Origin of the sequence: Pseudomonas sp. sp1636, assembly GCF_030376615.1 — a bacterium.
In the GTDB taxonomy this organism is placed as follows: domain Bacteria; phylum Pseudomonadota; class Gammaproteobacteria; order Pseudomonadales; family Pseudomonadaceae; genus Aquipseudomonas.
On record NZ_JARRAB010000009.1, the window covers coordinates 18,047 to 44,218 of the forward strand.

Consider the following 26,172-nt stretch of genomic DNA (forward strand, 5'->3'; position numbering starts at 1 on the left):
CTTCGCCTACATTCTCAACGGCCTGTTAAGCGGTGGCCGCCAGTTGGCCGTCAATGTCGAACATTTTCAAAGCGTTTGCGGTAGGCCGTCGGCGACAGTCCCACCCGTTGTTTAAATAAGCGTCTGAAGGAATTCTCATCTTCATAGCCAACCTGCAGCGTGATTTGGTCGAACGCTTGTTGGCTGCTTTCCAGTAAATGTTTGGCTTTTTCAATGCGCAGGTTTTGCAAATACTGAATGGGGGTCTGTTGCGTGGCTTCTTTGAAGCGGCGGATAAAATTGCGCATGCTTAAGCCAAATTCATCGGCCACCTGTTCCATATGGATGCTGTTGCCGATGCGGTTTTCTAACCAGATCTGAATTTTGAGAATGTCGGCGTCGGTGTGGTTTTTCTTGAAGGTGGTGCAGGAATAAGGGGTTTGGCTGCGCGCGGAGACATCCACCAACAATTTTTTTGCACACTCGGCAGCCAACTGGGGCGATGCAAATTTTCGAATCAGGTACAGCAATAAATCACTGCCGCTGGTGGAGCCGCCCGAGCACATCATCTGACCATCATCGGTGACGGTGCGTTCGGTCTGTAATTTCACTTGGGGGAAGCGTTGCGCAAACTGCTCGCTGAACACCCAGTGGGTGGTGGCGCAGCGGCCATCCAATAACCCCGCTTGGGCGGTTACAAATGCCCCGGTGCACATACTGGCGATGTAACAGCCTTGCCGATGTTGCTGTTGCAGCCATTCAATCATGCCGGCCAGCGTGGGCAGCACGCCCAGAATGTTGAACATGAAGCCCGGCACAACAATCAGTTGCGGGCTGTGCACCCCTGTAACGGCTGTGTCGGGCGTTAACCTGAGTCCGCCTGTGCAAGCGACACTTTGCCCATCCATAGAGGCCGTTTCCACCTTGAATAGAGCGGGGCTGTCCAGCCGATCGCGGGCGCTTTTTCTGACGGCATAGTGGTGCAGCACATTGGCGGTTTCAAAAAATTCCAGGGTGGCGGCAACGCTGGTGGATGAGCATTGATCCGCCATCAATATGCAGACGTTCATGTTTATTTTCCCGTGGCAGAGCCATGTGTGCGGTTGGCAAAAATCGCATGTAATTCGTCATTTTTGCTCATGGTGGTTGCTGGGGGCAATGGCCACTATGGGCCTATCACGCCCTTCTCCGGGCTAGCACAACGGGATTGCCGCCATGAAAAACACCGCCTATCGATTATTCAAGAAACCGTTTTTTGGCCGCTTTGCCAGGCCCTGGCGCTGGCCGGAAAGCGTCGACCAGGATCACTGGCAGCGTTTGAGTGTCGACAGTCAATCCGGCGCCCGCATTGCCGCGCTGTTGGCGCCTGCACACACACCGCAGGCCAAGGGCGCGGTGCTGATGTCCCATCCCATGGGCGTGGTGGCCAAAGGCTTCTGGATGAAATATGGGCACGCCGAACTGCTACGTCAGGCGGGCTACCACGTGATGGTTTTCGATTTGAATGGCTTTGGTGAAAGCACCTCCACCACCATGGACTATCCACTGGATGTGCTGGCCGCCGGGCAAGCCTTGCAAGCCCGCTACCCCGACTTGCCCGTGGCGGTAGTGGGTGCCTCCATGGGCGCGGCCATGAGCGTGTGTGCCATGGCGCAGCCTGAACACCCCTTCAAGGCGGCGGTGCTGGAGTCGGCGTTTCCGACCTTATTGCATTTTTGGTCCCGCTACCCGATCCCCAAGTTGGGCATACAGCTTTCCAAAATAGTTTATCCCGCCGGCGAGCGCAGTTTGCGCCCGACCCATGCCGCCGAAAACCTAGTGGGCAGCCCAGGTCTGTTGATGATTTATGGCGACGCCGATGAATTCACCCCGGTTAAAGATGGGGAACTGTTATGGCAAGCCCTGAGGCACAGAACGCAAACGGAATTCTGGCAAGTGCCAGGGGCCACGCATACCCATGCGTATGCCGCGCAACCCAAAGAATACGCTGAAAAAGTCATTGGTTTTTTGGATAAGCAGTTGGTTGTCGGCAAGCTGGCGTCCTGAGTCGAGTTTGTGGTCTTTGATTTTTCATTTATTAACTAATTAGGGATGAATTATGAGTTTCGGCGATACCATGGCGGCGGTACGTGAAAGCGCTTCGCGCACAGTGACCATTCCCGAAAAATGGGGGCAGGGTCGAGCTACCTTTGGCGGCATGGTGGCCGCTGCCATGTACGAGAAAATCACCCCGCAGGTGGCGCAAGGCAGACCGGTTCGCTCCATCATGGTGTCGTTTGTCGCCCCCGTTGCCCCGGGTGCAATGGACGTCATCGTCAAAGTATTGCGTGAAGGCAAAGCCGCCACCCAAGTGCAAGCCACGGCCTATCAAAACGACCAGGTCTGTGCCGTGGTGCTGGCCAGCTTCGGTGGCGACCGGGAATCCATGGTGCGGGTGGAACCTGACAAGGCACCGGTTTTTTACGCCCCGGATGAGGTGCAAGCCTTCCCATTTATCTCCGGGTTGACCCCGGACTTCACCCGCTATTTCGATTACCGCTATACCCTGGGCAAGATGCCGTTCATGGGGACGGAGCAAACGGCAATGGGCGGTTGGATCAGGTTGCGCGAAGACGCAGAGGGCGCCATCTCGGTGGCGGAACTGTTGGCCCTGCTGGACGCTTGGCCGCCGGCCGTTTTCAGCATGTTGAAGAAACCCGCCTCGGGCAGTTCGTTGACCTGGGCTATCAGCTTTGTGGAAGTGCCGGCCGATTGCAGCGCCAATGACTGGTGGCAATACCAGGCGGACATTCAAGGCTCGGCAAACGGCTATAGCCATATCGATTCCACCCTGTGGGACAAGAACGGCAAGGTGGCCGTGGTCAGCCGACAGACAGTGAGTGTGTTTGGCTGATAAAGACGCTTGGCGGCGTCTGACGTTTTGCTGTGCCCAACCCAGCCAGCCGACAGCCTTGCAGCCAGTCGCAGAGGCGGGCGGACAAGTAAGGATTGTCCACCCTCCCCAACCCTCAAGTTCGCGTAGGGTGGATGGCCACCCCGTGGAAAACCCGCGCAGCGTTTCCGCCACTGCTCATCGAGGCATGGGTTTGCTCTGCTCCCTTTTCTCTAGGCTATGTCCTAGTTACGTGTTGCAAACACTTAACGTGGGGCGTTAATGCTGAAGGCTTTGCGCTGTCCACCCTGGCAGCGCGCGCCTTGTAGCCCGGATGCAATCCGGGGAAGGCTTGTGCGGCTGCCAGCGCTTCCCGGATTGCATCCGGGCTACGGGGTGGCGAGTACTGCTGATCCTGCCCACACCAGCATGCGCAGCAGACAAAACCTGCCGCCTCCATGCAACACCTAGCGGGTACAGAGCCTTTCTCTACGGCATTCGCGCAGGCGAGCCAAACTGCAGCTCATCCGTGCTCAGCAGCTGCACGAAGGGGCCGCCCAGGGTCAGGTTGTGGTGCTCGATGATGGTCTGGGCCGAGGCCACGGGCGTGTCCATGCAAGTGTGCGCGTCTGCCACCAGCACCGGCTGCAGGCCCAGCTCCGCCGCCATGCGGCAGGTGCTGTCGATGCAATACTGGGTCTTCATGCCGGCGATGACCAATCGATCGACGCCGGCAGAGGCGAGCCGCTCGGCCAGGTCGGTGGCGAAGAAGCAGCTCGGCCGGGTCTTGTCGAATAGCCAGTCCGTCGCCGCCTCCACTTCCAGCTCGGGCAGCAACTGCCAGAGCGGGCTGCCCGGCTCGATGGGCGAGCCCGCCGGCCCGCTGTGCCGCGCGGCAAAAATCGGGGCGTCGGCGCTGCGCGCCTTACCGATCAGCCGGTTGATATTGGCCAGGACGCGCTGCCCCTGGTAGGGCCGCTCCGGGCCGTGGAACAGGCCGACCTGCATATCGACGATCAACAGGGCAGGGCGCTTGGCGGCGGGGTTGGGCATGGTGTCTCTCCTTGATATGCCAGTCAGGACGGAGAAACGAAAAGGCCCCGTCCATCGCTGGCGGGGCCTTGGGGTCGGTTCGCTTTTTTCAGCTCAACGATTCACCCCACGACCCGCCATAAGCGGTCGCGGTAGTCGTGGTGGTGTCGAGCATGATCGGCTTCATGGGGGCAGACTAGTGGCTGGCCATGCGGGCTGTCAACGCTGAGCCTGGGCTGTCCTCGGTAACGCGGGCAGCCATTGCCACATTTGTCATAAATCCCGATCAGCCGCAGGGGTTGAGCCTGTGCCTTGCTCCGTCCTAACCCACAAACCTTGCGACAAAGCGCCTAGCGGATGCAATTGAATATCGTGGGTTTATGGCCCGATTCACAGCAAAAAACCAAGTTGCGCAATAACTTGCGCAACTTGGTTGATAGCTGCCGGCGTACTGGCCTGCAGCGAGTAACGCCCTAGGTTCAAAGGCTCAAACAGGTCTTCCTGGCCTGATGATTACCGCCGAACGGCGAACACAAACGCTGGTGCACCCGGCTGAGGAAACCGACCTCGAAGGCCCGCCGTTGCAGCCCGCCAGGCAGCACGTCGCGCTCGATGATCAGGTTGGCCCACAGCCAGCCGGTGTCGTCGTTGCTCAGCCAGGTCTGGGCGCAGGTCACGCCCTTGTCGAAGGCCTGCTGGCAATCCCACGGCCACTCGATCGCCGCGCCGCTCTGGCCGTCGTGGCTGGGCAGGTAACTGGTACAGGGCTTAGTCATCGCCAGCCCTCCCCTGTGCCAACGAACTGCGGTACAGCACCACCACATCGTTGAGCAGCTCGCGGGCGTTCTGGCAGAGCTCGTGCAAGTCCGTTGCGGCGGGTGCAGCCACTCCCGAGCGAGCCAGAATGTTGAACATCTTGTGCAGCATCGCCACCCGCAACTCGGCCGCCGCCTGAAAATGACAGGCAGTGACAGTGCCGCAATCAAGCGGCTCGACACGTTTCGGGAAGGGGATAACAACAGGGTTGGAACTAGTCATGACGCACCTCCAGGGCGGAGGCGGATGACAAACAGCAAAGCCCAAGGTGGAGCCCTTGGGTAAAAGGTGGGTAGCGCATTTTCCTTATGCTCCTCGAACTGATTAAGGAGCCGTCACCGCCGTTCTGACACGGTTGGGTGGCGGACCGTACGGGGGTCAGAAACCGGCGTCCGAGGGAACCGGCCAGGCCGAAGCCTGCCCCGCACGGCCCACCATAGAAATGCGATAGCCAGACACAAAAAAAGCGCCGGCTATTCAGCTATGGCGCTACCGCGCCCCAGACAGTCAGGTTCTGACACCCGGCCACGGGATTGACCGTGACCGGCGCACTCTAGCCCCGTGCGGAGTGATGGGCAAGCCCGAAGGGCGATAGCAATCAGTCAGGTTGACTTGAGCCGGCCATGAGTGGCTTGGTTCGGTCTATCCTGACTGGCAGGAACCGGCCAATCGCAGAAGCTGGTGGACAAGTAAACGTTGTCCACCCTACACAGCCGTCAAATCCACGTAGGGTGGAAAACCCGCGGAGCGTTTTCCACCTGTGCCGTATTCAGGCTACCTGGCTGGCCGATCACAACCGGCAGCAGCCGGCCCGGAGCAGGCGGTGGCGACAGGCAGAAAACGGCCAAGAGCTGCCCATCAGCATCAATACCGTGATCCCCGATTGTTCCTCCAATCTAGCTCCCTTTCCAAGAACGCTCTTCAGGGCGCAGCGAAATGAACGTCGTCTAAGGCGGGGCGCTTGTGAGACGTTTTAATCGTGAGAGCTGTTTCTGTCTGCTGGGAATGCTCCAGACGGTAGCAGCCACTTTTCCTGCTGTGGAAAATTTTAATTGGGCGACGAACGGTACACTGGTGAAAAACACAGTATTGGCGGGGCGTTGCGAAACTTACCCCAAATTAACCCACAGATTTATCCACAGGCAGTCGAGATTTATAGGCTTGCGCTTGTGCAGACACCGCACTATCTTGTGTTTCAAGCGCTGAAGACACCTATATGTTGGGTTTTTCAGCGTAGCTACTGCCTCGAATGAGGGCTGAGCAGAAGGTAAAGTCTGCGAATGAGTACGTAGAAGTTTGGCGACCGAAACGTACCCATTCGCACCACCAGAGGCCAGACGGTAGTGACCGTGCTAGATCCTGATAAGGGTTCACATTGAGCCAACAAGTGGCGGAAGCGTCAACTGCTCAACTGCTGAACGGTTCTCCTTTTAGGGTTTGGTTCTACTGAACCGGCAACATAGGAGAGCCTATCATGCCAAATTCCAAGCAAACGTCCTCAGGCGTCGCCAAGCAGGCGGCGGAAACGCTGCGTGACCCGAATGCATCGGCCATCGCCAAGAGTCTCGCTGGGTCAGTCCTTTCCCAGTCCTCTTCGTCCAAAGAAACCGGAAAAGCGATGGAGGCGAAAGCGTCTCGGGTGCTCCTGTCGGAGAAGTACAGCGAGACCACCAAGGCTCTCGCTGCCTCAACCCTTTCTCAGTCCAACAAGAAGCGCTGAGGAGGAGTCATGGCTACATATCTCGTCACCTATGACCTCAATAATCCCGGGCAGCGGCATAGCCAGATTCTGAAGGCTGTTAAGGAATACCCTTGGGCTCGACTCTCAGAATCTTCATATGCAATCGAAGCCGCGGCCTCGCCTCAACAGATTTTCAACTCGTTATCCGGTTATCTGGACAAGAACGACAACCTGTACGTAATCAGCCTGTCTTGCCCCTACTACGGGCAAGGTCCTCAAGATGTTAACGACTGGCTAACTAACAAGCTCCGCTAGTAAGGCGGAAGCAGGAGGTGATCTATGGCAATTAGTCAGGCTGAATTGCTGCGTCGCATTCGTGAGGCGGAGCGCAAAGCACGGCAGCAGCTAAATCGTGAGGTTGACCGGGTAAATCGTGAAAACAAGCGGCGAGTTGAAGCTCACAATCGTCAGATTGATGCACATAACCGAAAGGTTCAGGCGCAGATAAACGCCCATAACCACAATGTTGAAGCGCACAATCGAAAAGTTGAGGTTGAAGTCAATGCGCACAACCGCCGTGCTGCTCAGCACAACGCAAAGCTCATTGCTGAACTTAATCGCAGCTTACGTTCGTCCACGGGCTCGCTCCAATACACCGACTCAGAGAGGCAACTGGCGGATCGGGTGCATCAGGCAGTTGCGTTCGCCGACCCTAGGGAATACGACTCGTTCTTGAGCTATGCCCGGATTGATGGTGCTCACATGGCAGGCGAACTGCGGTCCTGTTTGGAGGGGCTTGGGGTGGCTGTTTGGTTTGATGAGGTAGCCATTGTTCCAGGCCGAAGCCAGTCACTTCAGATGGATGCAGGCTTGAGGAAGGCTAGAACCGGTATAGCGCTGTTGACCCCGGCATATCTTACTGGGAGGTTCTGGACCGAGCGGGAGTTGGGGGCTTTGCTGAACAAATCCACTCTTATTCCCGTGCTTCACGGCGTTACATTTGATGACGTTAGGCAATACAGCGGGATACTGCCTGATCTCGCTGGCTTTACGACTGCTCATGATTCTGTTGCTGAGATTGCGGAAAAGATTGCAGCGGCTGTTCTTCCTTTTGAGGAATAGGGCGGTCGCATATCTTTGTAAGGGGTGGCTACCGTCAGCACCCCCGTGCAAATACGGCTGCCCGCCTTGAAAACTTTGCACTTACAGACAGCTCCGGCGATCAGCTAGCAAAAGTGTCTGTAGGCTGAATCGCCCCTGATTTCGTAAACGCCCTCGACGGTCCGCTCCTGGCCGATAGCACCCCTTGGATGCAGTCCGCTTTCGGCCCAGGCTGTGTCAAAAGACTGAATGGGATAACCTTGCACCACGAATCAACCATGAAGCTGCGAACTGAACGATGGGTTTTGAACAACTAGCTGAGCTACGCGACCGCCTGCGGGCCGAAAAAGTGCAGGTAAAGACTGATAGTACGAAGCAGCGTATGCGGAATCCTTCTCTGCAGACGAAGCCTAGCGAGCAAGATCCTGCGGTCGAAGCGATCTGGCGATTGCAGAAGCACTTTCCATTGGCCTTCCCGGTCAATCCGGCCCCCAAGGCTCCGTTAAAGGAGGGCATTTTCAAGGATGCCGAGCAACACCTGGAGCTGCTCGGAATATCCTGCGAACAGCTCAAGCAGGGCATCGCTACCTGGTGCCGAGGAAGTCGATACTGGGCGAGCATGACGGAGAATGCGCCGCGCTTGGACTTAAGCGGCCAGGCAGTTGGCATGGTGACGGCGGCTCAGGCGCTGCATGCTAAACAGCAGGCCAAGCGGCAGCGCGGACAAGCACGACGTAATCAGACAAAGCCGAAAGAGCGTATACAGGACAAGGCCGTCGATACCGCTGTGGAACAGATCGTGGATTAAAATCACTCGCGCTCGGCGCCGAGTCGCCCAATCACTGACAAGGCGCGCGAGGCGATGATGAGGCGGTTCGAAGAGCGGCAAGTGACGGGTACCGCCTGTCAGATGTGCCCGCTGCCGGCCAAAAGCGGACGGCCAGCTCAATAAATAAATCTGTCCCTCTAGTTGTCAGACACCATTAGCGCGAGGAGAAGGTCGATGCTGTAATCCTTCTGAGATTCTGCGTTGAGTCCCGGCTTTACAGCCAATAATTTGTGGTTGTGAGATCGAAATGACATCATCCATGCAATCCGATCATGTTGGCTGTTGAGCATAGGGCTCTACTACGAGCAGGGAAAAATGGAATTTCACATACTAAGCAGGGAAGATAAATTCCCAAGCGCCGGCGTCGGTGCTGCTTACCTGAAATACGACCGCTGGAACGATCACAGCTTCATCACGATGTTCTATGTGATCGTATTTGACGAATTTGGCCAAGCCCACGACCTTGAGAACGTCAAGATCGGGTTCAAAGGACAGGATACTTCCACGTCCACTCGATCCAAGCTTCCGGATTCTTTTGAGGGGCTTCCAGAGGGCTTCTTTTCACTCGGTACCAATGTCGAGTACTACCAGAAAATTGCGAACTCATCCTCGGGGTCGCTGCGGTTTGACTTCCTACGTGGAATGAATGACATCGTTGCCAACCCTGAAATTCTGGAAACGATAAAAGATGAGCCGGTGTTCTCAATCTCGTTGTTGCGCGATATCAGCCTGACCAGTGTCAAAAATCAATTTACGCGAGTCCTTCTTGGTGGTGCTGTCCGAACCAATTTTTCCTTCGTCTACAAGAAGCAAGCTGACAGCTCTACCGCCGGGATTGAGTTGAGTTTCGATGTAGACGTTGATTCGACGCCCCAAACAAATGTGCACGCGCTGATCGGGCGAAATGGCATCGGAAAAACCACCATCCTCAACGGCATCACCAAAGCCATTCATACCGGCCACACTGGTGCAGATGCCATCTCCCAGGTTCAGTTTTGGGGGCAGCAGCGGGCGATTATTGCCCCGGATTTTTTCAGCAGCGTAGTGCTCGTATCCTTTAGCGCATTTGACCCCTTTGACCCGCCTCCGGAACAGCCTGACCCAGCCAAAGGCACCTGCTTTTTCTATGTCGGATTAAAGTCAAAAGGTGAGGACGCATGGCATGAGTTGAAGCGCCGGGACGCCCTCAAATCTGACTTCATTGCCGGTATGAGAGGGTGCCTGCGGGATACGTATAAGCGTAATCGCTGGCGGCAGGCCGTCACAACCCTGCAGTCTGACGAGAATTTCGCAGGTTTGGGATTCGAACGGCTCCTGTCCTTGAGTGGCGAAGAATGGATTACGGCAGCTGACGAAGTTTTTTCAAACCTCAGCTCTGGCCATTCGATCGTGCTGCTGACTATCACCAAGCTAGTCGAACGGGTCGAAGAAAAAACTCTCGTCCTGATGGATGAACCCGAGAGCCATTTGCATCCGCCGCTGCTATCGGCATTGATTCGGGCGTTGAGTGAGTTGCTTCTGGATCGCAACGGTGTAGCGATCGTGGCCACGCATTCGCCCGTAGTGCTCCAAGAAATTCCTGCGTCGTGTGTATGGAAAATTCATCGGTCTAATTTGGTGGCATCAGCACAGCGGCCAACAGTCGAGACGTTCGGTGAGAACGTAGGGATTCTGACCCGAGAAGTTTTTGGCTTGGAGGTGGCATCCTCGGGTTTTCATACACTGCTTGCTGCTGAAGCTGCCGAGGAACAAAGCTTTGAGGCTATCCTTCGAAAATTTGGTGGGAGATTGGGGCTCGAAGGGCAGGCAGTGCTTCGGGCGTTAATCGCTGAGCGTGATTCGAAGGGGCAGGCATGAAGCAACTGTTAGCCCCAAACTGCACCCCTGAGGAGGCCTACATGGCCTGCACCGCTGCGATCATCGATGATCAACAGCGAGACAGGATGAGGGGCATTCTTCCAGGTATCACAGCCAACGCCGCTGAATTCATCGCAAGAGTCGCTGCCGGATCGACCTGGGAGTTACCCTATTTGAGGGTGGCCAAGGGGGAAGATCCCTTCGTGATCGATGACATTCGAAAAAGCGAGTTGGTTCACCTATATGAATACTACATGGTGCAGCGAGAGCCTGGACGAGCGCTATACGACTCTATCTTGGTGGCTGCAGGTGACCATTGTCCGACATGTGGAGGAATAGGGCAGCCTCGAACGCTGGATCACTATTTGCCAAAAGCCAACTATCCGAAGCTGGCGATCGTTCCCCAGAACCTGATCCCTGCCTGCCGTGATTGCAACACTGACAAGCGCAACCCCCTGATTGACCACCCGCATCGGCAGCCGCTTCATCCGTACCTGGATAAACGACAATTTTTCGAGGAAAGGTGGATCAGTGTTTCCATATCCCATACCAGCCCCTGCACGATCATCTACAGCGCCAGTCCACCGGATGACTGGAGTGATGAGGACACGGCCAGGGTAGTTAATCATTTTGACCTGTTCGGGATTGCCGAGCGCTACAGCATCCAAGCGAGCTCAGAACTCAGCATCCTGATGGACTTGCGTGTGAACTATTTCAGCAAGCAGCCCCCAGAAGCGTTCTCTGATTTCCTCCGTTCAGGCGCTAATGCAGCTAGCTTGCTGATCAATGGATGGAAGAAGGTGCTTTACGAAGCCTTGGCGGATGACGCCTTGTTTTGCAATGCCGAATTCTGGCCGTAATTACCCGGTCGCGACAGGCAGCTTTTGGCCGGTTCCTGCCTGTCGCGACTGACCGCTCCTGCCGATTTCTACCCCGTCCACATCGAGTGACCAGACCGAACCCGATCAATAAGGTCAGTGTCATTGATTCTTAGCTTCCCGATACTCCGCAGACTTTCTGACCCCCCCGCCTCTCAGCACCTCAACCTGAGTAGAGGCGGGGCGGCGGGGCGCTTGCTATCTACCGCCGGTGTCAACCACCTGGCCAGGCAGGCCTGCTTGGCCTCTAGCGAGCCTGGGCCGCCCTTGCCCGGCAAGATCGTCCTGCAAGCTGCGCAAAAACTTGCGCAATTTACAGCCGATTAATTGCGGCCATCGGCAGGCAATCAAGCCAATCGCTGTCCGCTGCGGCAAAGGTGAACTTAGCCACACGGGGAATATCCGATACCCGATAGGATTGCCCACATCATTGAACAAGGATGTCATCTATGGCCAAACCAGCCTCCCGTCTCAGCGATTTGAATGCCTGCCCTCTCCCAGGCCACGGCACCAACCCCACCACCAGCGGCTCGCCCGATGTGCTGATCAATAACCTGCCCGCCTTGCGGGTCGGCGATAGCACGGCCTGCGGCGACGCGGTTACGGAGGGCATCGGTAGCATCCTGATCAACGGCAAACCGATCGCTTTCCAGGGCAGCGCCACGGCGCATGGCGGCATCATCGTCACCGGTTCGGGTGATGTGTTGGTCGGCACTCAAGCGGGTGCCGCGCCTTTCACCGCGCCGCAGATACTGCCCAGGCACAGCGAGCAGTACCAACTCGTCGACGAAAATGGCGGCCAGCCGGTCGAAGGCGCGCTCTACTGCGTGGAGTGCAGCGACGGCCAGCGCTTTGTCGGCTACACCAACGGCTACGGCAACACCGAGCGGGTGTTTACCGACGAAGCGCAGTCGGTGGTCGTGCGCTGGGGCCGGGATGCGGCCAACTACCTCAAGAGCAAAGGTATCGACTTCTAAGGACGGAACCCAATGACTCAGCCTCATCAGGGCAAGACCAGTGCGCAGCACGGCACCACGCTGATTCCGGTCTCACTGCAGCAGGACTTCATCACCGTGGTCGGCGCCTCGCCTATGACATTGCTGGAGAGCCTGCGCGGGCAGAAAGGCAACAAGATGCGTTTTATCAATCAGGGTATCCGCCAAGCCCGTCTGTACCCGCCCGCGACCGCCAACGATTCGACCCAACGCATCTTCCTGATCTTCACCGAGGACTACGAGCGCCAGCTGCTGGACCGGGTCAAGGTCGTGGTCGAGTCGCGCTACGGCGCCAAGTACCGCGAACTGGACTCCATCGCGCAGCTGGTCGACTTCATCAACCAGCGCATCGGCAAGAAGCGCGAGATCAAGCAACTCGACTTCTTCTCCCATGGCCTGGTCGCGGCGTTTTGCAAGGTAGTTGTCGCGTCAGCCGTGTTTTTAAGCTGCTATTTTCAGTGGCGGCTTCTCCCGCTCTGGGTTGAGTGTGACGGCGCCGATAGGTTGCCAATTTCGCGTGGCCCCTGACCAGCGATGCGGGTGTTTATGACGGGCTTGCTGGTACAGCACATGACGCTTGGCCAGCACCTGATGATCCTCGCCACGATGACGCTGCGCCGGGGTCACGAAGCGGATGCGACTGTGGCGGTGTTCATGGTTGTACCAGCGGATAAAGTCGCGCACCCAGCTGCGTGCTGCGTCCAAATCGGCAAAGCCATCCTGCGGCCATTGCGGGCAGTATTTCAGGGTTCTAAACAGCGACTCAGAGTAGGGGTTGTCGTTGCTCACCCGCGGTCGTCCGCGCGATGGGGTGATGCCCAGGTCGTACAGCTTGCTCAGCAGCGTCACCGATTTCATCGGCGCGCCATTGTCCGAGTGCAGCACCAGGGGTTGACCCGCGCAGCGCTCGCCGAGCACGGTGCGCTGCATCAGTTCGGCCGCCCGCTCGCCGCTTTCGTGCTCGTAAACCTCCCAGCCCACGGCCTTGCGGCTGTAGATGTCCTCGATCAAATACAGGTAGTAATACTGCCCGCGCACCGGCGACTGCAGGTAGGTGATGTCCCACGACCAGACCTGGTTGCTCTTCGTTGCGCTGTGCGTGGTCGGCGCGGCGTGCTTGTGCGGCGCATGGCTGCGGCCGCGTTGATGCTGCTGATCAGCGGCTTTCAGTACACGGTAAAAGGTCGCCTCTGAGGCCAGGTAACGGCCTTGATCGGCCAGCCTCGGCACGATCTGACTCGGCGGCAAGCTGGCGAATGGCGGGCTGTTGCAGACATCCAGGATGGTGCGGCGCTCCTCAGCGCTCAGGGCATTGAGCGGTCGCGGGCGTAGCGTGGTCGTACGTTCATCGGCCTGTATGACAGGTGTCAGTGCCCAGCGTTGCAGGCTGCGTAGCGACAGTCCGACCTCTGCGCAGGCAACCGCCTTGCGCGCACCAGAAGCGACGGCGTGGTTGAAGCGTTCAACGAGTTGTTGCCGTTCTGGCAGTGAGGTCAGACGTCCTCGCCGTCGTTTCCCCAGAAGGCATTCATCTTTTTTCGCAACACCAGGATGGCGGCAGTTTCCGCCAGCGCCTTGTCCTTGCGCCGCAGCTCACGCTCCAGCTCGGCGATGCGTTTCTTGTCCGCACGGGCCTGTTCACGCTCAGCCTTGAGCTGCGCTTTGGCGGACATCTGGCCGGTAATGCAGGCTTGGCGCCACGCGCTGATTTGCTCGGGATACAAGCCTTTGCTGCGACAGTATTCGCTGAGCTCGATCTCGCTCAAGGTCGCCGCATGCAGCACCGCAGCGAACTTGGCTTCAGCTGGCCAGTTATCGGCTTTGTTTTTGTCTCCAGGCACTACTGCGCCTCCTGCTTTGAGCTTAGTGCGCCAAGCATACAGGGTGGCTTGGCAGATGCCTTCTTGACGCGACAACTCGGCCACAGTCATGTTTTGTGGTGGTAGTAATTTACGGATAAGGGCAGCTTTACGCTCAGGTGAATAGCTCGACATTGCAGCTCTCTTTGACGCCCCCGATCTATCGTTTTGATAAATCAGCTCAGGCGACAACTAGCCTGACACCGGGGGGTCGGTTCCATCGAATTCGGTTATGAACTGGACAAGGTCGACAGCTACCGCCTGCGCGATGCCCAGGCGCAGATGCTCAAACCGGAGGCTTTCGATCTCGGCGCCAAGGTCTATTCCTACGCCTGCCGTACCGGCCTCGGCATCCAGGCTGACCTGCAGGTCGGTGAAGACGAAGACCCGCTGTACGAAAAAAGCCTGGCTCAGCTCATGGCCAATAGCACCCAGGCCACGGTCTGGGCGTTTCCACGGCGCAGCAACTACGACCAGACGTATGGGGATCTCAGCGACAGGGCCGGGGTGGAAAGCGCGAGGGGGAAAGTCGCAGCGGATGAACAGGCACTCGATCGCTACGAGCTCCAACTCAGCGGTTATCGGAAACGCCTGACGGCTTATCGGCTGGAAAAGAAGGATGACAACGTCCTACTGCCCAACGAGAAAGTCCCGCTGCCACCGCGTAAAACCGCCACCGCTCAGGATGAAGCCATAGTGCGGCATGCCGACAGCCGCGATAAGAACGATCGATTGATCGGTTACCCGCTGGACGATGAAGGCGCCGTACGCGGTGTCCGTGCCGGTGACACGCCCACGGGCGTTCCGGCCACGTTGCGGGAGTACCGGCCACTATGAAGCGCTTGAGGCCGCGGAAGCGGCTTTTATGGACCCTGGCCCTGGCTGCGATCATCGGCGCCGGGCTTTATCTGAATGCCAAGGAGGGCACTATGCCCAAGAAAATCATGATGTATTACGGCGGCTTCGAGGTCGAAGAGATGTTCGATGCCAGCCAGTGGTTCGCCAGCGGGATGTACCAGCCCCGTCATATCGAAGTGGATGGCGGCGCCAGCAATGTCACCATGCTGCGCAGCAAATCCATGCCTTTTACTTCCGCGCAGTACGAAGAGCTTCCGCTGATCGCCAGTAGCCGACTCCGTTGGGAGTTCCCCGAACTCGAGAGAGAGTCGCTGCTCGATGATCCTCCAGATTTAAGCAAGCGCGTCCGTTATGCCTACAGCGCCTTCGCCGAGCCCAACAAGCCGCAGGACTACCACAACCTTTTCCTCGAACTGCACGGCCAACGCTATGTGATCACCTTTGCGCGCGACGCAAAGAGCGGTGACCTAGTGTCGGGCGGCTCCGCCGAAAAAGTGGTCGGCGAATACGCCTCCCAGTCCGAGTATCGCAAGGCCTTCGCCGAAATTGAGGAAGCCGAGCGCAAGGCGCGCTAACCCATGATCACTTGGGCCTTCAGGCTCACGCTCTCCTGCAAGGTCATCGGACGATAAAAACACGACACGGATAGACGTCGACTGCTGCTGGCGGTGTCGCTCTATGCCCCCGCACGGTTCAGCCCTAACGAGCGCCATGTCGTTGGCAACAAGATCGATCAATCAATGGGGCCAGAGTCATTGATTTTAGCTAGGCAACCCGGAAGTGGGGTGGCAGAGTGCCTAGCGGCCACTGTTTTGGGATAGAGCGCCGGAGCGGGAAGTGACTGTAATCCGTGAGGCCGCGAACAAGGTGTGGGTTTTGGGCGATGATCGGTTCAAGGCCAAAATCGAAGCCAAGACAGGCGGCGGGCGATTCCCCTGGGGGGGGGACAGAAAGTCTGCGGAGTATCGGGAAGCTAAGAATCAATGACGCTGACCCCATTGATCCTGGCCCCATTGATCCGGGTGTGCTGTTGGTAGGCCTTGGGCGACTGGCCGAACCAGCCCTTGAACGCCTTGTAGAAGGCACTCGGCTCGGCGAAGCCCAGCTCGCGGCTGAGTGCCTCAATCCGGCAACCCGGCTGCTGCAGACGTTGCAGCGCATGCTGGCGCCGCACCTGGGCCAGTAGTTCGGAGAAGCAGCAGTCCTCCTCGCGCAGGTGGCGATGCAGGGTTTGCCTGCTGATACCCAGGCGCAGCGCCACGCTCTGCGCCGACAGATCGCCACCGAGCAGGCTCTGCTCGATCAGCTGCAACACCTGCAGACGGGTGCTGTGCTGCGCCGGCAACTGGGCCTGCATGGCACTCACGCGTTGCTGCATCAGCCCCTTGAGGTAGGCGTTGGCACCCGGTATCGGTAGCAGCAGATCAGTCTCCAGAAGATCCAGGTAATCGAACGCCTCGCCGAAGCGTGGTTGCACCCCGAACACCTGTCGATAGATCGCCGGCACCGCCAGTGCCGCGTGGCGAAAGCCCACGGCCTGCGGCATCAGCCGCACGTTGGTGAGCTGACGCGCCCAGCACAGCGCCGAACTGACGCTGTGCTCGCAGGCTACGGCGTGGCCGAGCAGCGGCGCGTTGAACAGGAAATGGATACGCACCCGCCCGCCCAATGGCTCGACGCGCAGGTTCTCGCACTCGCTCATTACCGGGATATAGCGGCAAAACAGTTCTATCGACTCGCCCAGCGTGGCGCTCTGCGCGGCCAGTTGGGCGACTGGCCCGCGGGTGTGCAAATGGCGCTGTTGGCCGACCAGTAGGCCGATCTCAGGGCGCGCGCCACGGCTGGCCGCACGCTGCCAGAGGTGCAATGCCCAGTGCACCGGCACGCGCATGTCCACGTTCTTCAACTGTTCCGGTTCGACGCCCAGTTCTTGCAGATCGTCCGGGCCGATCAGGGCGAACCCCTGCAGCGACAGGTACAGATCCAGCAACTGCGAGGCAGTCGCGCTAGGCGTGTATACCAGCGGCATGGGCAATCCTCTTTTCAGTCAAGGGGCGTTCGATTGTGCGCCGAACCTGAGACAAATTGCCATTGCGATGCGACCCCAGGCTATTAACAGCACCGCGTCGACTGACTAGATTGACCGGCAAACAACACCGAGTACTTCGTACCGCCTGGAGTCTTGCGCCATGAGTCATGCCGACCTGATCACCTTGCCCCGCCTGCTGTCCCGCCTGCCACGCCTGCTCGTCGACCTGCCGGGCATCGTCAAGGGGCTGTATATCGGCAACCGCAGCCGTGGCGACTATCCCGCCAACCTGGCCAGTTGCATTGAGGCGGCGGCGCGCGACAACCCGAACGGCGTGGCGCTGATTCAGGACGACGAACAACTCAGCTACGCCGAGTTCGACAGCTGGGCCAACCAGTTGGCGCACTATCTGCGTGCCCAGGGTCTGCGCCAGGGCGACAGCGTGGCGCTGATGTTCGAGAACCGCTTCGAGTTGCTCGCCGGGGTTGTCGCCTGTGCCAAGCTCGGTGCGGTCAGCGCGCTGATCAACAGCAGCCAGCGTGGCCGCATACTTGCCCACAGCATCGCCCTGGCGGCGCCACGCATGGTGCTGGTCGGCGAGGAACTGTTCTGCGCCTTCAGCGAAGTCGCAGGCGAGGTGGCGCTGCCCGCCGACGCCTGCCACTACTTTGCCGACCGCCCGACTTGGCGCGATCCCGGCGAGGTGCCGGCCGGCTGGCAGAATCCGGCCGCTGCGCTGCACGACTATCCCGCCGACGCGCCGCTGCTGGAACGCGCGGTGCGCGCCGACGACCCCTGCTTCTACATCTACACCTCGGGCACCACCGGGCTGCCGAAGGCCGTGGTGTTCAACCACGGGCGCTTTATGAAGGGCTACGGTGCCTTTGGCTTCGCTGCCGTGCGCCTGGGCCGCGAGGATCGCATGTATGTCAGCCTGCCCTTCTACCACGCCACCGCCATGGTGGTGTGCTGGGGTTCGGTGTTGGCCGGCCAGGGGGCGCTGATCATGGTGCGCAAGTTCAGCGCCAGCCGTTTCTGGGACGAGGTGCAGCGCCACCGGGCGACCGCCTTCGGCTACGTTGGCGAGCTGTGCCGCTACCTGCTCGACCAGCCCGTACGCTCCGACGATGTCGACAACCCGATCCGCGTGATGGTCGGCAATGGCCTGCGCCCGAGCATCTGGCAGACGTTCAAACAGCGCTTCGCGGTCGAGCGGGTGGTCGAGCTGTATGCCTCCAGCGAGGGCAACATCGGCTTCACCAACCTGCTCAATCTGGACAACACCGTGGGCTTCTCGCCCTATCCCTACGCCATCGTCCGCTACGACCAGGAGCGTGAGGCGCCGCTGCGTGAGAACGGCCACCTGCAGCGCGTGGCCAAGGGCGAGGCTGGTCTTCTGCTGGGCAAGATCACCGACAAGTCGCCGTTTCACGGTTACACCAATGCTCGCGACACCGAGCGCTGCATCCTGCGCGACGTGTTCGAATCGGGCGACGCCTGGTTCAACACCGGCGACCTGATGCGCAACATGGGCTTTCGCCATGCGCAGTTCGTCGACCGCCTGGGCGATACCTTTCGCTGGAAGGGCGAGAACGTCTCCACCACCCAGGTCGAGGCGGTGCTCGACGGCGTCGCGCAGGTCAGCGAAACCGTGGTCTACGGCGTCGAGGTGGCCAACACCAATGGCCGCGCCGGCATGGCCTGCATCCGCCTGGATTGCCCGCCGCAGGACTTCGACTTCCACGCTCTACTCACGCATCTGCGCCAGCAACTGCCGGCCTACGCAGTGCCGCTGTTCTTGCGTCTGAGCGCGCAAATGGAAACCACAGGCACCTTCAAGCACAAGAAGGCGCCGTTGAAGGAGCAGGCCTATGACCTCGAACGCTGCAGCGACCCGCTGTATGCCTGGCTGCCCGGTGGTGACCGCTATGTGCCGCTGACCCGCGAGCTGCAGGCGGCCATCGCCGCCGGTGGCTACCGTTACTAAGGCCTAAGTGGGGAAAAGGGGAGTGATTTATTGTTCATATTTTCACGGCCTGAGCGCCCGCTTTTGGCCGGTTTCTGCCGGTTGTCGCAGGCAACTATGGGTCGATTGCTGCCGGTCGTGACGGGCCGGAGTCGACCCCTTTCAGACTCTCGAAGCCGGTGCCAAAATTCTAGGTGAGCTAGGCTAACAAGGTCAGCTCGCTATAGGCCGGAAGGTTTGTTCGATTTCCCAAGCGACAAGGCTCTGTATCCGCAACATATTACAGTCCCGAATTCCATGCTCCTCCAGCATTGTCACAGTACGGAACAGATAGTGGGCCGATGACCCCCAGTGCCCTGCTGCGCGAGCCAATATATGTGCCACTTTTTCCAGGGGCAACTTTCCTGCATAGGCCATTCCGTCACGTGCAGCGACAAAGGCTAATGCACGTATTACCCCAGCCTCGGTTTTAACCGAAAGCCAGCGAGGAACATTAGTCGGTGGATTTGCATCAATTTCCCGACGCATTAACAGTCCCAGTTGCTTGAAATGGTCGTGCGCTGGAAGCCGGTATACCAAGCCATTGCAGCTTCCGCCCCGGTCAAGAGCCAGCATCAGGGCTGGTAGCTCGCGCGTGCCGCGCCAGCGAGTAAGTTTGAGGCAGAATGATCTATGCCAGCCGTAGGCGGTGGCGCTGCGGCTCTCCAAAAAATCGAACTCCGGATTCCATATCAGTGAGCCATAGGCAAAGACCCAAAGCTCTTCCGGGTTGTATTCAAACAATAGTGTCTCAACCAGCGCATCAAGCTCTGCATCGGTGTGTTCGGTCGTCCCTGGTTCTGGCCCAGGATCGGGCTCAAAACGCTCAACACGAGCGACGTGTTCCGCAGTGAGATTTAGCCCTGTAGCTTTTGTGGGCCTTATGTCGTCCATAATCGCTCGCTTAATATGGATGGTGCGGCATGGATGCTTATCGATCTGCTATTTATGGTAGTAATACAGCTTATTAACAACCATCCAGCGCTGGTTGATTTTGAGTAGTGATAGGTAATCGGTAAATCTCATTCCGATATAGTCATCGATTACTTTTACGGCTGCTGCATCACCTGTGATATTTACGTCGTGTATCTCAAAAAAGGGTTTTACATCTTTTGCCGCTGGGCCTTCAGCAATGATGGCGCTTATAAAATCATCGAGGGATAACCACTCAAGCTCTCCATGGTAATGGCCGATGATGCGACAAGATGGGTGGAAGGCCGTCCGCAGTAGCGCTTCGTTTGCGAATACCATGCCTTCTACATAGTTTCGAACCACAAGGTTGATGGCTTCTTTATCTGTCATGTGAATAGTCATTTTATTCACCTCTGATTTTTCGGTGTTCGTGCCAAGTATCGCGCTACCGTTGTTGGTGGATCGACAACCCCAATACGGGCCGATAAGTCAGAAAGCTTAGCACTGCGTACTGAAACTGCTTGATTCGATAAAGTCAGTTTTGCGCATCAGCATCCGCTCGGTACGGGCGACGGAAAAAGGGGACAGATTTATATTCCCTAAGAGGTAGCTTTGGGTCGGTTACGGTCAGCCGTAACGGGCCGTGGCCATTCCGTGGCATGCTGCAACGCCTTTCCCACCCATGGCAGCCCAGGCTGCCTGAAAGCGAGCCGGGTTGGTTCAGCCCGTAGCCGGCCAGTTCCTGGGCCGAGAGCACGCGCATATTGTGCGGTGCGCTGCGCTGCCTCTCGTCGGCCGGGCGGCTGAGCGCGGGGCCGTGCCTGTTTGGGTGAGGCCACAGGTTCACTGCTCAGCGCTCGCGGACGGCGCGTTGATTGGACAGGTAGATGTTGTCCGCCTGTGGCACCTCAGCGCTTTCCAGGGCGGCCAGCCATTCATCGGTGCCGAGCACGGCGGCGAAGCCGGTGTGCATGACGATGCTGAACACCCGGTGGATTTCCTCGGCAGTGGCCGCGCCCAGGCTGTTGCGGTAGGGCGGCGAACCCGTGGCGTCGTGCAGCAGCTCGACCTGCCAGCCTTCGTGGCGGGCCTGGCGCACTGTCGAGTCGTCGCAGTGTTGGGTCATGTAGCCGACCACGCTGAGGGTGTCGATCTCGCGTTCGCGCAGCCATTGGCCGAGGTCGGTGCCGACGAAGGCGCTGGGCATGCTCTTCTGGATCAGATGGTCGCACGGTCGCTCGGCTACCAACGGATGCAGCTCGGCTGTCTGGCTGCCACGGGCGAACAGCGGCGAACCTTCCGCGGTCAGGTGCTGGACTACCACCACAGGAATGTCGGCGGCGTGGGCCGCGTCCATGGCCTTGGCAATGTTGGCCAGGGACAGCTCGATGTTCGGGTATTCGATGCGCAGGTTGCCGCTGACGTATTCGTTCTGCACGTCGATGACGATCAGGGCGCGTTTGGGCTGTTGATTCATGGCGATGCTCCGGGTGGGTAGGTGTTGCAGCCGATTGTTCTCTTGTAAGGGGGCATGCGGTGAGTGGCCCGAAAGTCAAACTACGCTAAGATCGGGCCAAGCCTTTGCCCGGGAGCCAAGTCATGCCGCCCCATCGCGTCGCCGTGCTCGCGTTCGACCGCATCAGCCCGTTTCACCTGTCCGTGCCTTGCCTGGTGTTCGGCGAGTCCTTGCCGGGTGAGTGCAACTACCAGTTGGTGGTGTGTGCGGCCGAGCCAGGCCGGCTGACCAGCACAGCCGGCTTCGAGCTGCACGTCGAGCAGGGTTTGGAGGCACTGCTCGATGCGCAGACGATCATCGTGCCGAGCTGGCACAACCCGGATCAGCGCCCGTCGCAGGCGCTACTCGATGCGCTGGTCGCCGCCCATGAGCGCGGCGCTCATCTGGTGGGGCTGTGCCTGGGGGCATTCGTGCTGGCCGAAGCCGGCCTGCTCGATGGGCGCCTGGCAACCACCCATTGGGCCTGGGCGAGGGTGTTCGCCGAGCGCTTCCCGGCCGTACGCCTGGATGCCGATGTGCTCTATGTCGACGATGGCAACCTGTTGACCTCGGCCGGTACCGCCGCCGGCATCGATTGCTGTTTGCACCTGCTGCGCCAGCACTGCGGTGCCAAGGTGGCGAACAAGGTGGCGCGGCGCTTGGTGGTACCGCCCCATCGACAGGGCGGCCAGGCCCAGTTCATCGAACAACCGTTGCCGGCGACGGCGCGCGATGACCGCCTCAGCGATCTGCTCGACTGGGTGCGGGCCAATCTGGATCAAGCGCATAGCCTGGACAGCCTGGCGGACAAGGTGCTGATGAGCCGGCGCAGCTTTACCCGGCACTTCCGTCAGCTCACCGGCACCACGGTGGGCGACTGGTTGCTGGCCGAGCGCCTGGCCCTGAGCCAACGCCTGCTGGAGAGTACCGATCAGCCCATCGACAGCATCGCCGAATTGGCCGGTTTCGGTTCGCCCGTGTCCTTGCGCCATCACTTTGGCCGCAGCTTCGCGGTCTCCCCGAGCAGCTACCGACAGAGCTTCCGTGGGCTCAAGCGCCGAAATTGACTAATTGAACTGACCACACGGGCCACTGGGCTTAACCCTGTGGGGAGAAGGGAAGTGATTTATTTCTCATATTTTCACGGCCTGAACGCCCGCTTCTGGCCGGTTGCCGGTTTTGGGCCGGTTGCGGTCAGCCGTAACGGGCCGTTGCCATCCCGTGGCATGCCGCAAAGACTTTTCCAGCCATGGCAGCCCAGGCTGCCTGAAAGCGAGCCGGGTTAGTTCAGCCCGTAGCCGGCCAGTTCCTGGGCCGAGAGCACGCGCATATTGTGCGGGGCGATGCGCTGCATCTCGTCGGCCAGGCGGCTGGGGATGTTCATTTCGCGCAAGTAGGCGGTCGGGCTGTAGCGCTGGCCCTGGTGGGCGGCTTGCGCCTGGGCCGAGTCGCCGGCGGGGAAGGGCGGACGGTGCAGGCCGACATAGCCGCGTACGGTCTTCTTGTGGCCGGCGGCCAGCAGGTAGATGCAGCTGCCCTGGCAGACGCCGTCAGCGGGCACCAGGGCGTCGAAGCCGGTCTCGCGCAGCAGGCGGCCGATGCGCATGGCTTCCGGGGCGCTGCCGCCGATGTTGTCCAGCAGTACGATCTTGCGGGCGAATTTGCCCGGGTGAGCGCGCAGGCCCCTGAGCAGGGTTTCGTAGTCGCCGGGGGCGATGTCCTCGGAAATCCTGGCGGCCAGTAGCGGGCCGAGGCGCTGGTGTTGGGTCGCTTCGACTTCGACCCTGGCCTGGGTGGTGATCGAGCACAGCGCCGCGGCGCAGAGCAGGGCGGCCTGGATAAGGGGAGTGCGCATGGGACGGCTAGATCCTGGATAACGGCGGTGCGCAGAAGATACCCGCAGCCGCGGATCTGCGCACCTTGGATCGGCTCAGTCGCGTGCCGGGATGGTCAGGCCGCGGATCACCGCCGGGCGTGTGAGAAAGGCGTCCAGCACGCGGCTGACATTGGCGAAGCGCTCGATCTGCACCAGTTCGCCGGCCTGGTAGAAGCCGATCAGGTTGCGCACCCAGGGGAAGGTGGCGATGTCGGCGATGCTGTAGGCCTCGCCCATGATCCAGTCGCGGCCGTCCAGGTGCCGGTCGAGCACGCCGAGCAGGCGCTTGGCTTCCTCGACGTAGCGCTGCAGCGGACGCTTGTCCTCATAGTCCTTGCCGGCGAACTTGTTGAAGAAACCGACCTGGCCGAACATCGGGCCGATGCCGCCCATCTGGAACATCAGCCACTGGATGCACTGGTAGCGGCCGGCGGCGTCCTGGGGGATCAACTGGCCGGTCTTCTCCGCCAGATAGAGCAGGATGGCGCCGGATTCGAACAGCGCCAGCGGCTGGCCGCCCGGGCCGTTGGGGTCGAGGATGGCGGGGATCTTGTTGTTCGGGTTGAGCGAGAGGAACTCGGGCGACAGCTGCTCGTTGTGCTCGAAGCTGACCAGGTGCGGTTCGTAGGCCAGGCCGGTTTCCTCCAGCATGATCGACACCTTGACCCCGTTGGGTGTGGGCAGCGAGTACAGCTGCAGGCGTTCGGGCTGGCTGGCGGGCCATTTGCGGGTGATGGGGTAGGCGGAAAGATCGGGCATGGCGCTTCCTATCATCATGGGGAGGGATCAGCCCGGATCCGGCACGCGGCCTGGTGCCGGTCGAGCGTTATGACGACGGCCTGCGGGCGCCGGCAGCCGCTGTGCCACTCGCGGTGGAGGGCGGGTCGCTGCGTCGGGCGCTGGCGCGGGGGCTATCGCGAAGGCGATGAAACCATTATCGGGCCCCACGCGGAAATCGATAGTTGAACTAGTGGCCATCGACCCGGTTGATGGACGGCGAATCCTGCTTGCTTCCGCGCCGAGGCGCGCTTCGCCCCGCCGCTAATGGCGCCCCCCAATGGGCCTGGAGGGGGCGTAGGAGCGGCAATGCTATGGGTTCTTGAGGGGGTTCTGGCGTGACAGGAGTACGTGGAGCAGGTTGTCCTGGAAGTTGATGTTGCCCGTCAGCAGCGCGTGGTTCTCGCACAGGAAGAACGCATAGTCCACCGGCAGGAAGGTGTACTCGCTCTGCGGCGCGCCAGGGTCGAGGGTCTCCCGCGCCAGTAACGACGGCTTGGTGACGCGACCGTCGCCGGGTTCGATCATCAGCTCCTGGTAGCGCACCCCCGGCCGGGGCGCGGTGATCTCCGAGGGGCTGAGTCGCACCATTTCGCGTCCCTCGACCGTCTCCATCAGCAGGCGCGCCGGCGTCATGTGGCAGCCGCCACCGAACAGCACATAGCGAATCGGCGATACCGGTTCCGGCACCGAGAGCATCCAGGCTAGGCGCCGGGCGCGCTCCAGTTGCTGGGTGAAATAGCGCTGCAGCACCGGCGCGTCGGGCGCGGCGGCCAGGTTAGCGGCGTAGACGGACCAGCCCATACGTTCCCAGGTCTTGGGGTCGAACAAGTCGTCGTGGCGGGGTTTGCCCTCGATATCCACCAGCCAGTTGTTCAGCGGGTGGGGAAATAGCTGGTAGCCGCTGGGAAAGGTGGCCAGCGTGCGCGGCGAAATACGCCGCCAGACGATCTGCTCGCCATTGATAAAGGCGTGCAAGGAGCTGACCGAGCCCAGATTGGGCGTGCCCAATAGCACTAGTTTACGCACCCGGTCTGCCCGATCCATGGTCACCAGATGCGGCTCGCCGTCCAGTACATCGCGAGTGCCGAAGCGCAAGTAGTAGCGCGCGATCAGGCCGCCCATGCTGTGCGCCACCATATCGACGCGCAGGGTCGGGTCGGCGTAATCGCGGCGCACGGCCTCTATCAGCCGATCCAGGGCTCGCACGCTCTCCAGGGTGTCCTGACGCCAGTCGTAGGAAAGGATATAGAAGCGCCGCTCGCCTTGGCGCGCCGGCGTACCGGGTTGGGCGCGGGCGTAGCCGCCAAATTGCGTCAAGGTTTCCAGGATGGGTCGGTAGAAGTCGCGGCGCAGCGCCTGCTCGGCAATACCAGCAGCCTCCAGCCGCGACGGTCGGGGCGCATTCGTCTGCGGATCGATATCCAGCGCCAGCTCCGGGTAGGTGGAGAACAGGATGCGCCACCAGGCGCCCGGCCAGATTTCCTCGCCGCTGACCCGGTCGCGCAGGACGCTGCCGAAGGCCCCGGGGATCAGGATCACCGGCGCGGCCTCGGAGTGGGTCGTGCCGAGCTGGTAGAGGCGCTTCAGGTCGGGGCGCGGCGACTCGCCGCAGCCCTGCAGGCCCAGCACTAGCATCAGCGCCATGGCGACCCAGGGGGCCGCCACGGGCACCCCGCTTGAGCGCACAGAGCTGTCGGCAGGCATGGCCAAGCCCTCGCATGGATGGTGCGGTTAACAGGCCGTTGCAAAACGCCTGCGCGCGGCCTGGCGGCGTTGCAATCAGTCGGCGACGCGGGCGTCCCCGCCTTGCCGTCGTGCGGCTAGCTTTTGCCGTGGGCATGTCCCCTGGAAGCCTAGCAGCCTGTTTGGCTAGTTGATTAGCTCACATTCGCCGGCTTGAGTCTTATCTGTGGGCGGCCCGACCTCGGGGCGAAGCCGTTGTCCTGCACCGCGCTCCCACAACTTGGCAGCCCTGCGGGCTGCATTCGCCGCGGGGCGCGCCTCCTACAAGGTTGCGCACAGGCTTGAGTCCATGGACAAACGGATTAATCGATCAGGCCGCTAGCAGCCTGTGGCGCGGGTTCAATTTCGGTGTCTGCGATCCTGATACCGCGCCCGCTATGGCTCGTCGCCGCGCCTGCTCTCAGAATCTCAGCCATCCGAACCCGAGTTAACTCAGTAGCCGTGCGGGCCGCCAGGGGGGGATCGCGGTGCGTGGATAACCAAAGGCTATGTCCCCGTCACCCCGTTAACTGTGGTGAACGCGTCTATTCCGTTGGAGCGGCTTCAGCCGCGAAATGCGCGGATAAATCCGTTTC

At 59.9% G+C, this 26,172-nt stretch carries 26 protein-coding genes; 14 read left to right on the plus strand and 12 right to left on the minus strand.

Annotation, left to right across the window (positions count from 1 at the left end; translation table 11 throughout):
• Nucleotides 1–50: 50 nt before the first annotated feature.
• Complete coding sequence (locus tag P8H27_RS10585) at nucleotides 51–1,049, minus strand: GlxA family transcriptional regulator (RefSeq protein ID WP_289637346.1); 999 nt, start codon at nucleotides 1,047–1,049, stop codon at nucleotides 51–53.
• 145 nt (nucleotides 1,050–1,194) lie between these two features.
• On the opposite strand from P8H27_RS10585, the gene P8H27_RS10590 reads away from it, so the two are divergent.
• Together P8H27_RS10590 and P8H27_RS10595 are read left to right on the plus strand one after the other, a co-directional pair.
• On the plus strand, nucleotides 1,195–2,025 hold the full coding sequence (locus P8H27_RS10590; RefSeq protein ID WP_289637347.1) for a S9 family peptidase: 831 nt from the start codon (nucleotides 1,195–1,197) through the stop codon (nucleotides 2,023–2,025).
• Nucleotides 2,026–2,077: 52 nt separating this feature from the next.
• Nucleotides 2,078–2,872 (plus strand): acyl-CoA thioesterase II, encoded by a 795-nt coding sequence (locus tag P8H27_RS10595; protein ID WP_289637348.1) that lies wholly within the window; start codon nucleotides 2,078–2,080, stop codon nucleotides 2,870–2,872.
• A 468-nt stretch (nucleotides 2,873–3,340) separates the two neighbouring features.
• Here P8H27_RS10595 and P8H27_RS10600 read toward each other — a convergent pair whose 3' ends face one another.
• The 3 genes from P8H27_RS10600 to P8H27_RS10610 form a co-directional block, all read right to left on the minus strand.
• A complete protein-coding gene (locus P8H27_RS10600; RefSeq protein ID WP_289637350.1) occupies nucleotides 3,341–3,904 on the minus strand; it encodes a cysteine hydrolase family protein in 564 nt (187 codons plus the stop codon).
• A gap of 458 nt (nucleotides 3,905–4,362) precedes the next feature.
• Complete coding sequence (locus P8H27_RS10605; RefSeq protein WP_289637351.1) at nucleotides 4,363–4,659, minus strand: LasR-specific antiactivator QslA; 297 nt, start codon at nucleotides 4,657–4,659, stop codon at nucleotides 4,363–4,365.
• Nucleotides 4,652–4,921: a hypothetical protein gene (locus P8H27_RS10610; protein ID WP_289637353.1), complete on the minus strand. Its 270-nt coding sequence runs from the start codon at nucleotides 4,919–4,921 to the stop codon at nucleotides 4,652–4,654. Before P8H27_RS10610 ends, P8H27_RS10605 begins: the two co-directional genes overlap by 8 nt.
• Before the next feature lie 1,252 nt (nucleotides 4,922–6,173).
• Here P8H27_RS10610 and P8H27_RS10615 point away from each other — a divergent pair.
• From P8H27_RS10615 to P8H27_RS10650, 8 genes are all read left to right on the plus strand, one after another.
• Nucleotides 6,174–6,419, plus strand: coding sequence for a hypothetical protein (locus P8H27_RS10615; protein WP_289637354.1), 246 nt, complete (start codon nucleotides 6,174–6,176; stop codon nucleotides 6,417–6,419).
• A gap of 9 nt (nucleotides 6,420–6,428) precedes the next feature.
• Entirely contained in the window at nucleotides 6,429–6,695 is a 267-nt protein-coding gene (locus tag P8H27_RS10620; RefSeq protein WP_289637356.1) for a hypothetical protein, read from the plus strand.
• Nucleotides 6,696–6,719: 24 nt separating this feature from the next.
• On the plus strand, nucleotides 6,720–7,502 hold the full coding sequence (locus P8H27_RS10625) for a toll/interleukin-1 receptor domain-containing protein (RefSeq protein WP_289637358.1): 783 nt from the start codon (nucleotides 6,720–6,722) through the stop codon (nucleotides 7,500–7,502).
• 277 nt (nucleotides 7,503–7,779) lie between these two features.
• Nucleotides 7,780–8,289, plus strand: coding sequence for a ProQ/FinO family protein (locus P8H27_RS10630; RefSeq protein WP_289637360.1), 510 nt, complete (start codon nucleotides 7,780–7,782; stop codon nucleotides 8,287–8,289).
• Nucleotides 8,290–8,625: 336 nt separating this feature from the next.
• Nucleotides 8,626–10,167, plus strand: a complete 1,542-nt coding sequence (locus tag P8H27_RS10635; protein WP_289637362.1) for an AAA family ATPase — start codon at nucleotides 8,626–8,628, stop codon at nucleotides 10,165–10,167.
• A complete protein-coding gene (locus P8H27_RS10640) occupies nucleotides 10,164–11,027 on the plus strand; it encodes an HNH endonuclease (RefSeq protein WP_289637363.1) in 864 nt (287 codons plus the stop codon). Before P8H27_RS10635 ends, P8H27_RS10640 begins: the two co-directional genes overlap by 4 nt.
• 467 nt (nucleotides 11,028–11,494) lie before the next feature.
• A complete protein-coding gene (locus P8H27_RS10645) occupies nucleotides 11,495–12,022 on the plus strand; it encodes a PAAR domain-containing protein (RefSeq protein ID WP_289637364.1) in 528 nt (175 codons plus the stop codon).
• A gap of 12 nt (nucleotides 12,023–12,034) precedes the next feature.
• A complete protein-coding gene (locus tag P8H27_RS10650) occupies nucleotides 12,035–12,568 on the plus strand; it encodes a hypothetical protein (RefSeq protein WP_289637365.1) in 534 nt (177 codons plus the stop codon).
• On the opposite strand, the gene P8H27_RS10655 is transcribed toward P8H27_RS10650, so the two are convergent.
• Nucleotides 12,482–14,034, minus strand: a protein-coding gene (locus tag P8H27_RS10655; RefSeq protein ID WP_289637366.1) for an IS3 family transposase whose coding sequence is annotated in 2 segments (ribosomal slippage) — nucleotides 12,482–13,572 and nucleotides 13,572–14,034 — 1,554 coding nt in all. Because the reading frame shifts where the segments join, the coding sequence is not laid out codon by codon here. The two genes, P8H27_RS10650 and P8H27_RS10655, sit on opposite strands and share 87 nt — an antisense overlap.
• A 147-nt stretch (nucleotides 14,035–14,181) precedes the next feature.
• On the opposite strand from P8H27_RS10655, the gene P8H27_RS10660 reads away from it, so the two are divergent.
• Nucleotides 14,182–14,736 carry a hypothetical protein gene (locus tag P8H27_RS10660; protein ID WP_289637367.1) on the plus strand — a complete coding sequence of 185 codons (555 nt, stop codon included), beginning with the start codon at nucleotides 14,182–14,184 and terminating at the stop codon, nucleotides 14,734–14,736.
• Between the two features lie 92 nt (nucleotides 14,737–14,828).
• Entirely contained in the window at nucleotides 14,829–15,332 is a 504-nt protein-coding gene (locus P8H27_RS10665; RefSeq protein WP_289637368.1) for a hypothetical protein, read from the plus strand.
• Between the two features lie 398 nt (nucleotides 15,333–15,730).
• Here P8H27_RS10665 and P8H27_RS10670 read toward each other — a convergent pair whose 3' ends face one another.
• Nucleotides 15,731–16,786, minus strand: coding sequence for an AraC family transcriptional regulator (locus tag P8H27_RS10670; protein WP_289637370.1), 1,056 nt, complete (start codon nucleotides 16,784–16,786; stop codon nucleotides 15,731–15,733).
• A 160-nt stretch (nucleotides 16,787–16,946) separates the two neighbouring features.
• On the opposite strand from P8H27_RS10670, the gene P8H27_RS10675 reads away from it, so the two are divergent.
• Nucleotides 16,947–18,773 carry a long-chain-acyl-CoA synthetase gene (locus P8H27_RS10675; RefSeq protein ID WP_289637372.1) on the plus strand — a complete coding sequence of 609 codons (1,827 nt, stop codon included), beginning with the start codon at nucleotides 16,947–16,949 and terminating at the stop codon, nucleotides 18,771–18,773.
• Between the two features lie 192 nt (nucleotides 18,774–18,965).
• On the opposite strand, the gene P8H27_RS10680 is transcribed toward P8H27_RS10675, so the two are convergent.
• From P8H27_RS10680 to P8H27_RS10690, 3 genes are all read right to left on the minus strand, one after another.
• Entirely contained in the window at nucleotides 18,966–19,685 is a 720-nt protein-coding gene (locus tag P8H27_RS10680) for a gamma-glutamylcyclotransferase (protein WP_289637373.1), read from the minus strand.
• A 48-nt stretch (nucleotides 19,686–19,733) separates the two neighbouring features.
• Nucleotides 19,734–20,105, minus strand: a complete 372-nt coding sequence (locus P8H27_RS10685) for a nuclear transport factor 2 family protein (protein ID WP_289637375.1) — start codon at nucleotides 20,103–20,105, stop codon at nucleotides 19,734–19,736.
• A 448-nt stretch (nucleotides 20,106–20,553) separates the two neighbouring features.
• Nucleotides 20,554–21,180 (minus strand): cysteine hydrolase family protein, encoded by a 627-nt coding sequence (locus P8H27_RS10690; protein ID WP_289637377.1) that lies wholly within the window; start codon nucleotides 21,178–21,180, stop codon nucleotides 20,554–20,556.
• Nucleotides 21,181–21,302: 122 nt separating this feature from the next.
• On the opposite strand from P8H27_RS10690, the gene P8H27_RS10695 reads away from it, so the two are divergent.
• Nucleotides 21,303–22,265, plus strand: coding sequence for a helix-turn-helix domain-containing protein (locus P8H27_RS10695; RefSeq protein WP_289637378.1), 963 nt, complete (start codon nucleotides 21,303–21,305; stop codon nucleotides 22,263–22,265).
• Between the two features lie 215 nt (nucleotides 22,266–22,480).
• Here the strand turns inward: P8H27_RS10695 and P8H27_RS10700 are convergent, their stop codons facing one another.
• The 3 genes from P8H27_RS10700 to P8H27_RS10710 all read right to left on the minus strand — a co-directional run bounded on the left by P8H27_RS10700 (nucleotide 22,481) and on the right by P8H27_RS10710 (nucleotide 25,558).
• Nucleotides 22,481–23,053 carry a hypothetical protein gene (locus tag P8H27_RS10700; protein ID WP_289637379.1) on the minus strand — a complete coding sequence of 191 codons (573 nt, stop codon included), beginning with the start codon at nucleotides 23,051–23,053 and terminating at the stop codon, nucleotides 22,481–22,483.
• Nucleotides 23,054–23,128: 75 nt separating this feature from the next.
• Nucleotides 23,129–23,833 (minus strand): glutathione S-transferase N-terminal domain-containing protein, encoded by a 705-nt coding sequence (locus P8H27_RS10705; protein ID WP_289637380.1) that lies wholly within the window; start codon nucleotides 23,831–23,833, stop codon nucleotides 23,129–23,131.
• A 330-nt stretch (nucleotides 23,834–24,163) separates the two neighbouring features.
• A complete protein-coding gene (locus P8H27_RS10710; RefSeq protein WP_289637382.1) occupies nucleotides 24,164–25,558 on the minus strand; it encodes a triacylglycerol lipase in 1,395 nt (464 codons plus the stop codon).
• Nucleotides 25,559–26,172: the final 614 nt, after the last annotated feature.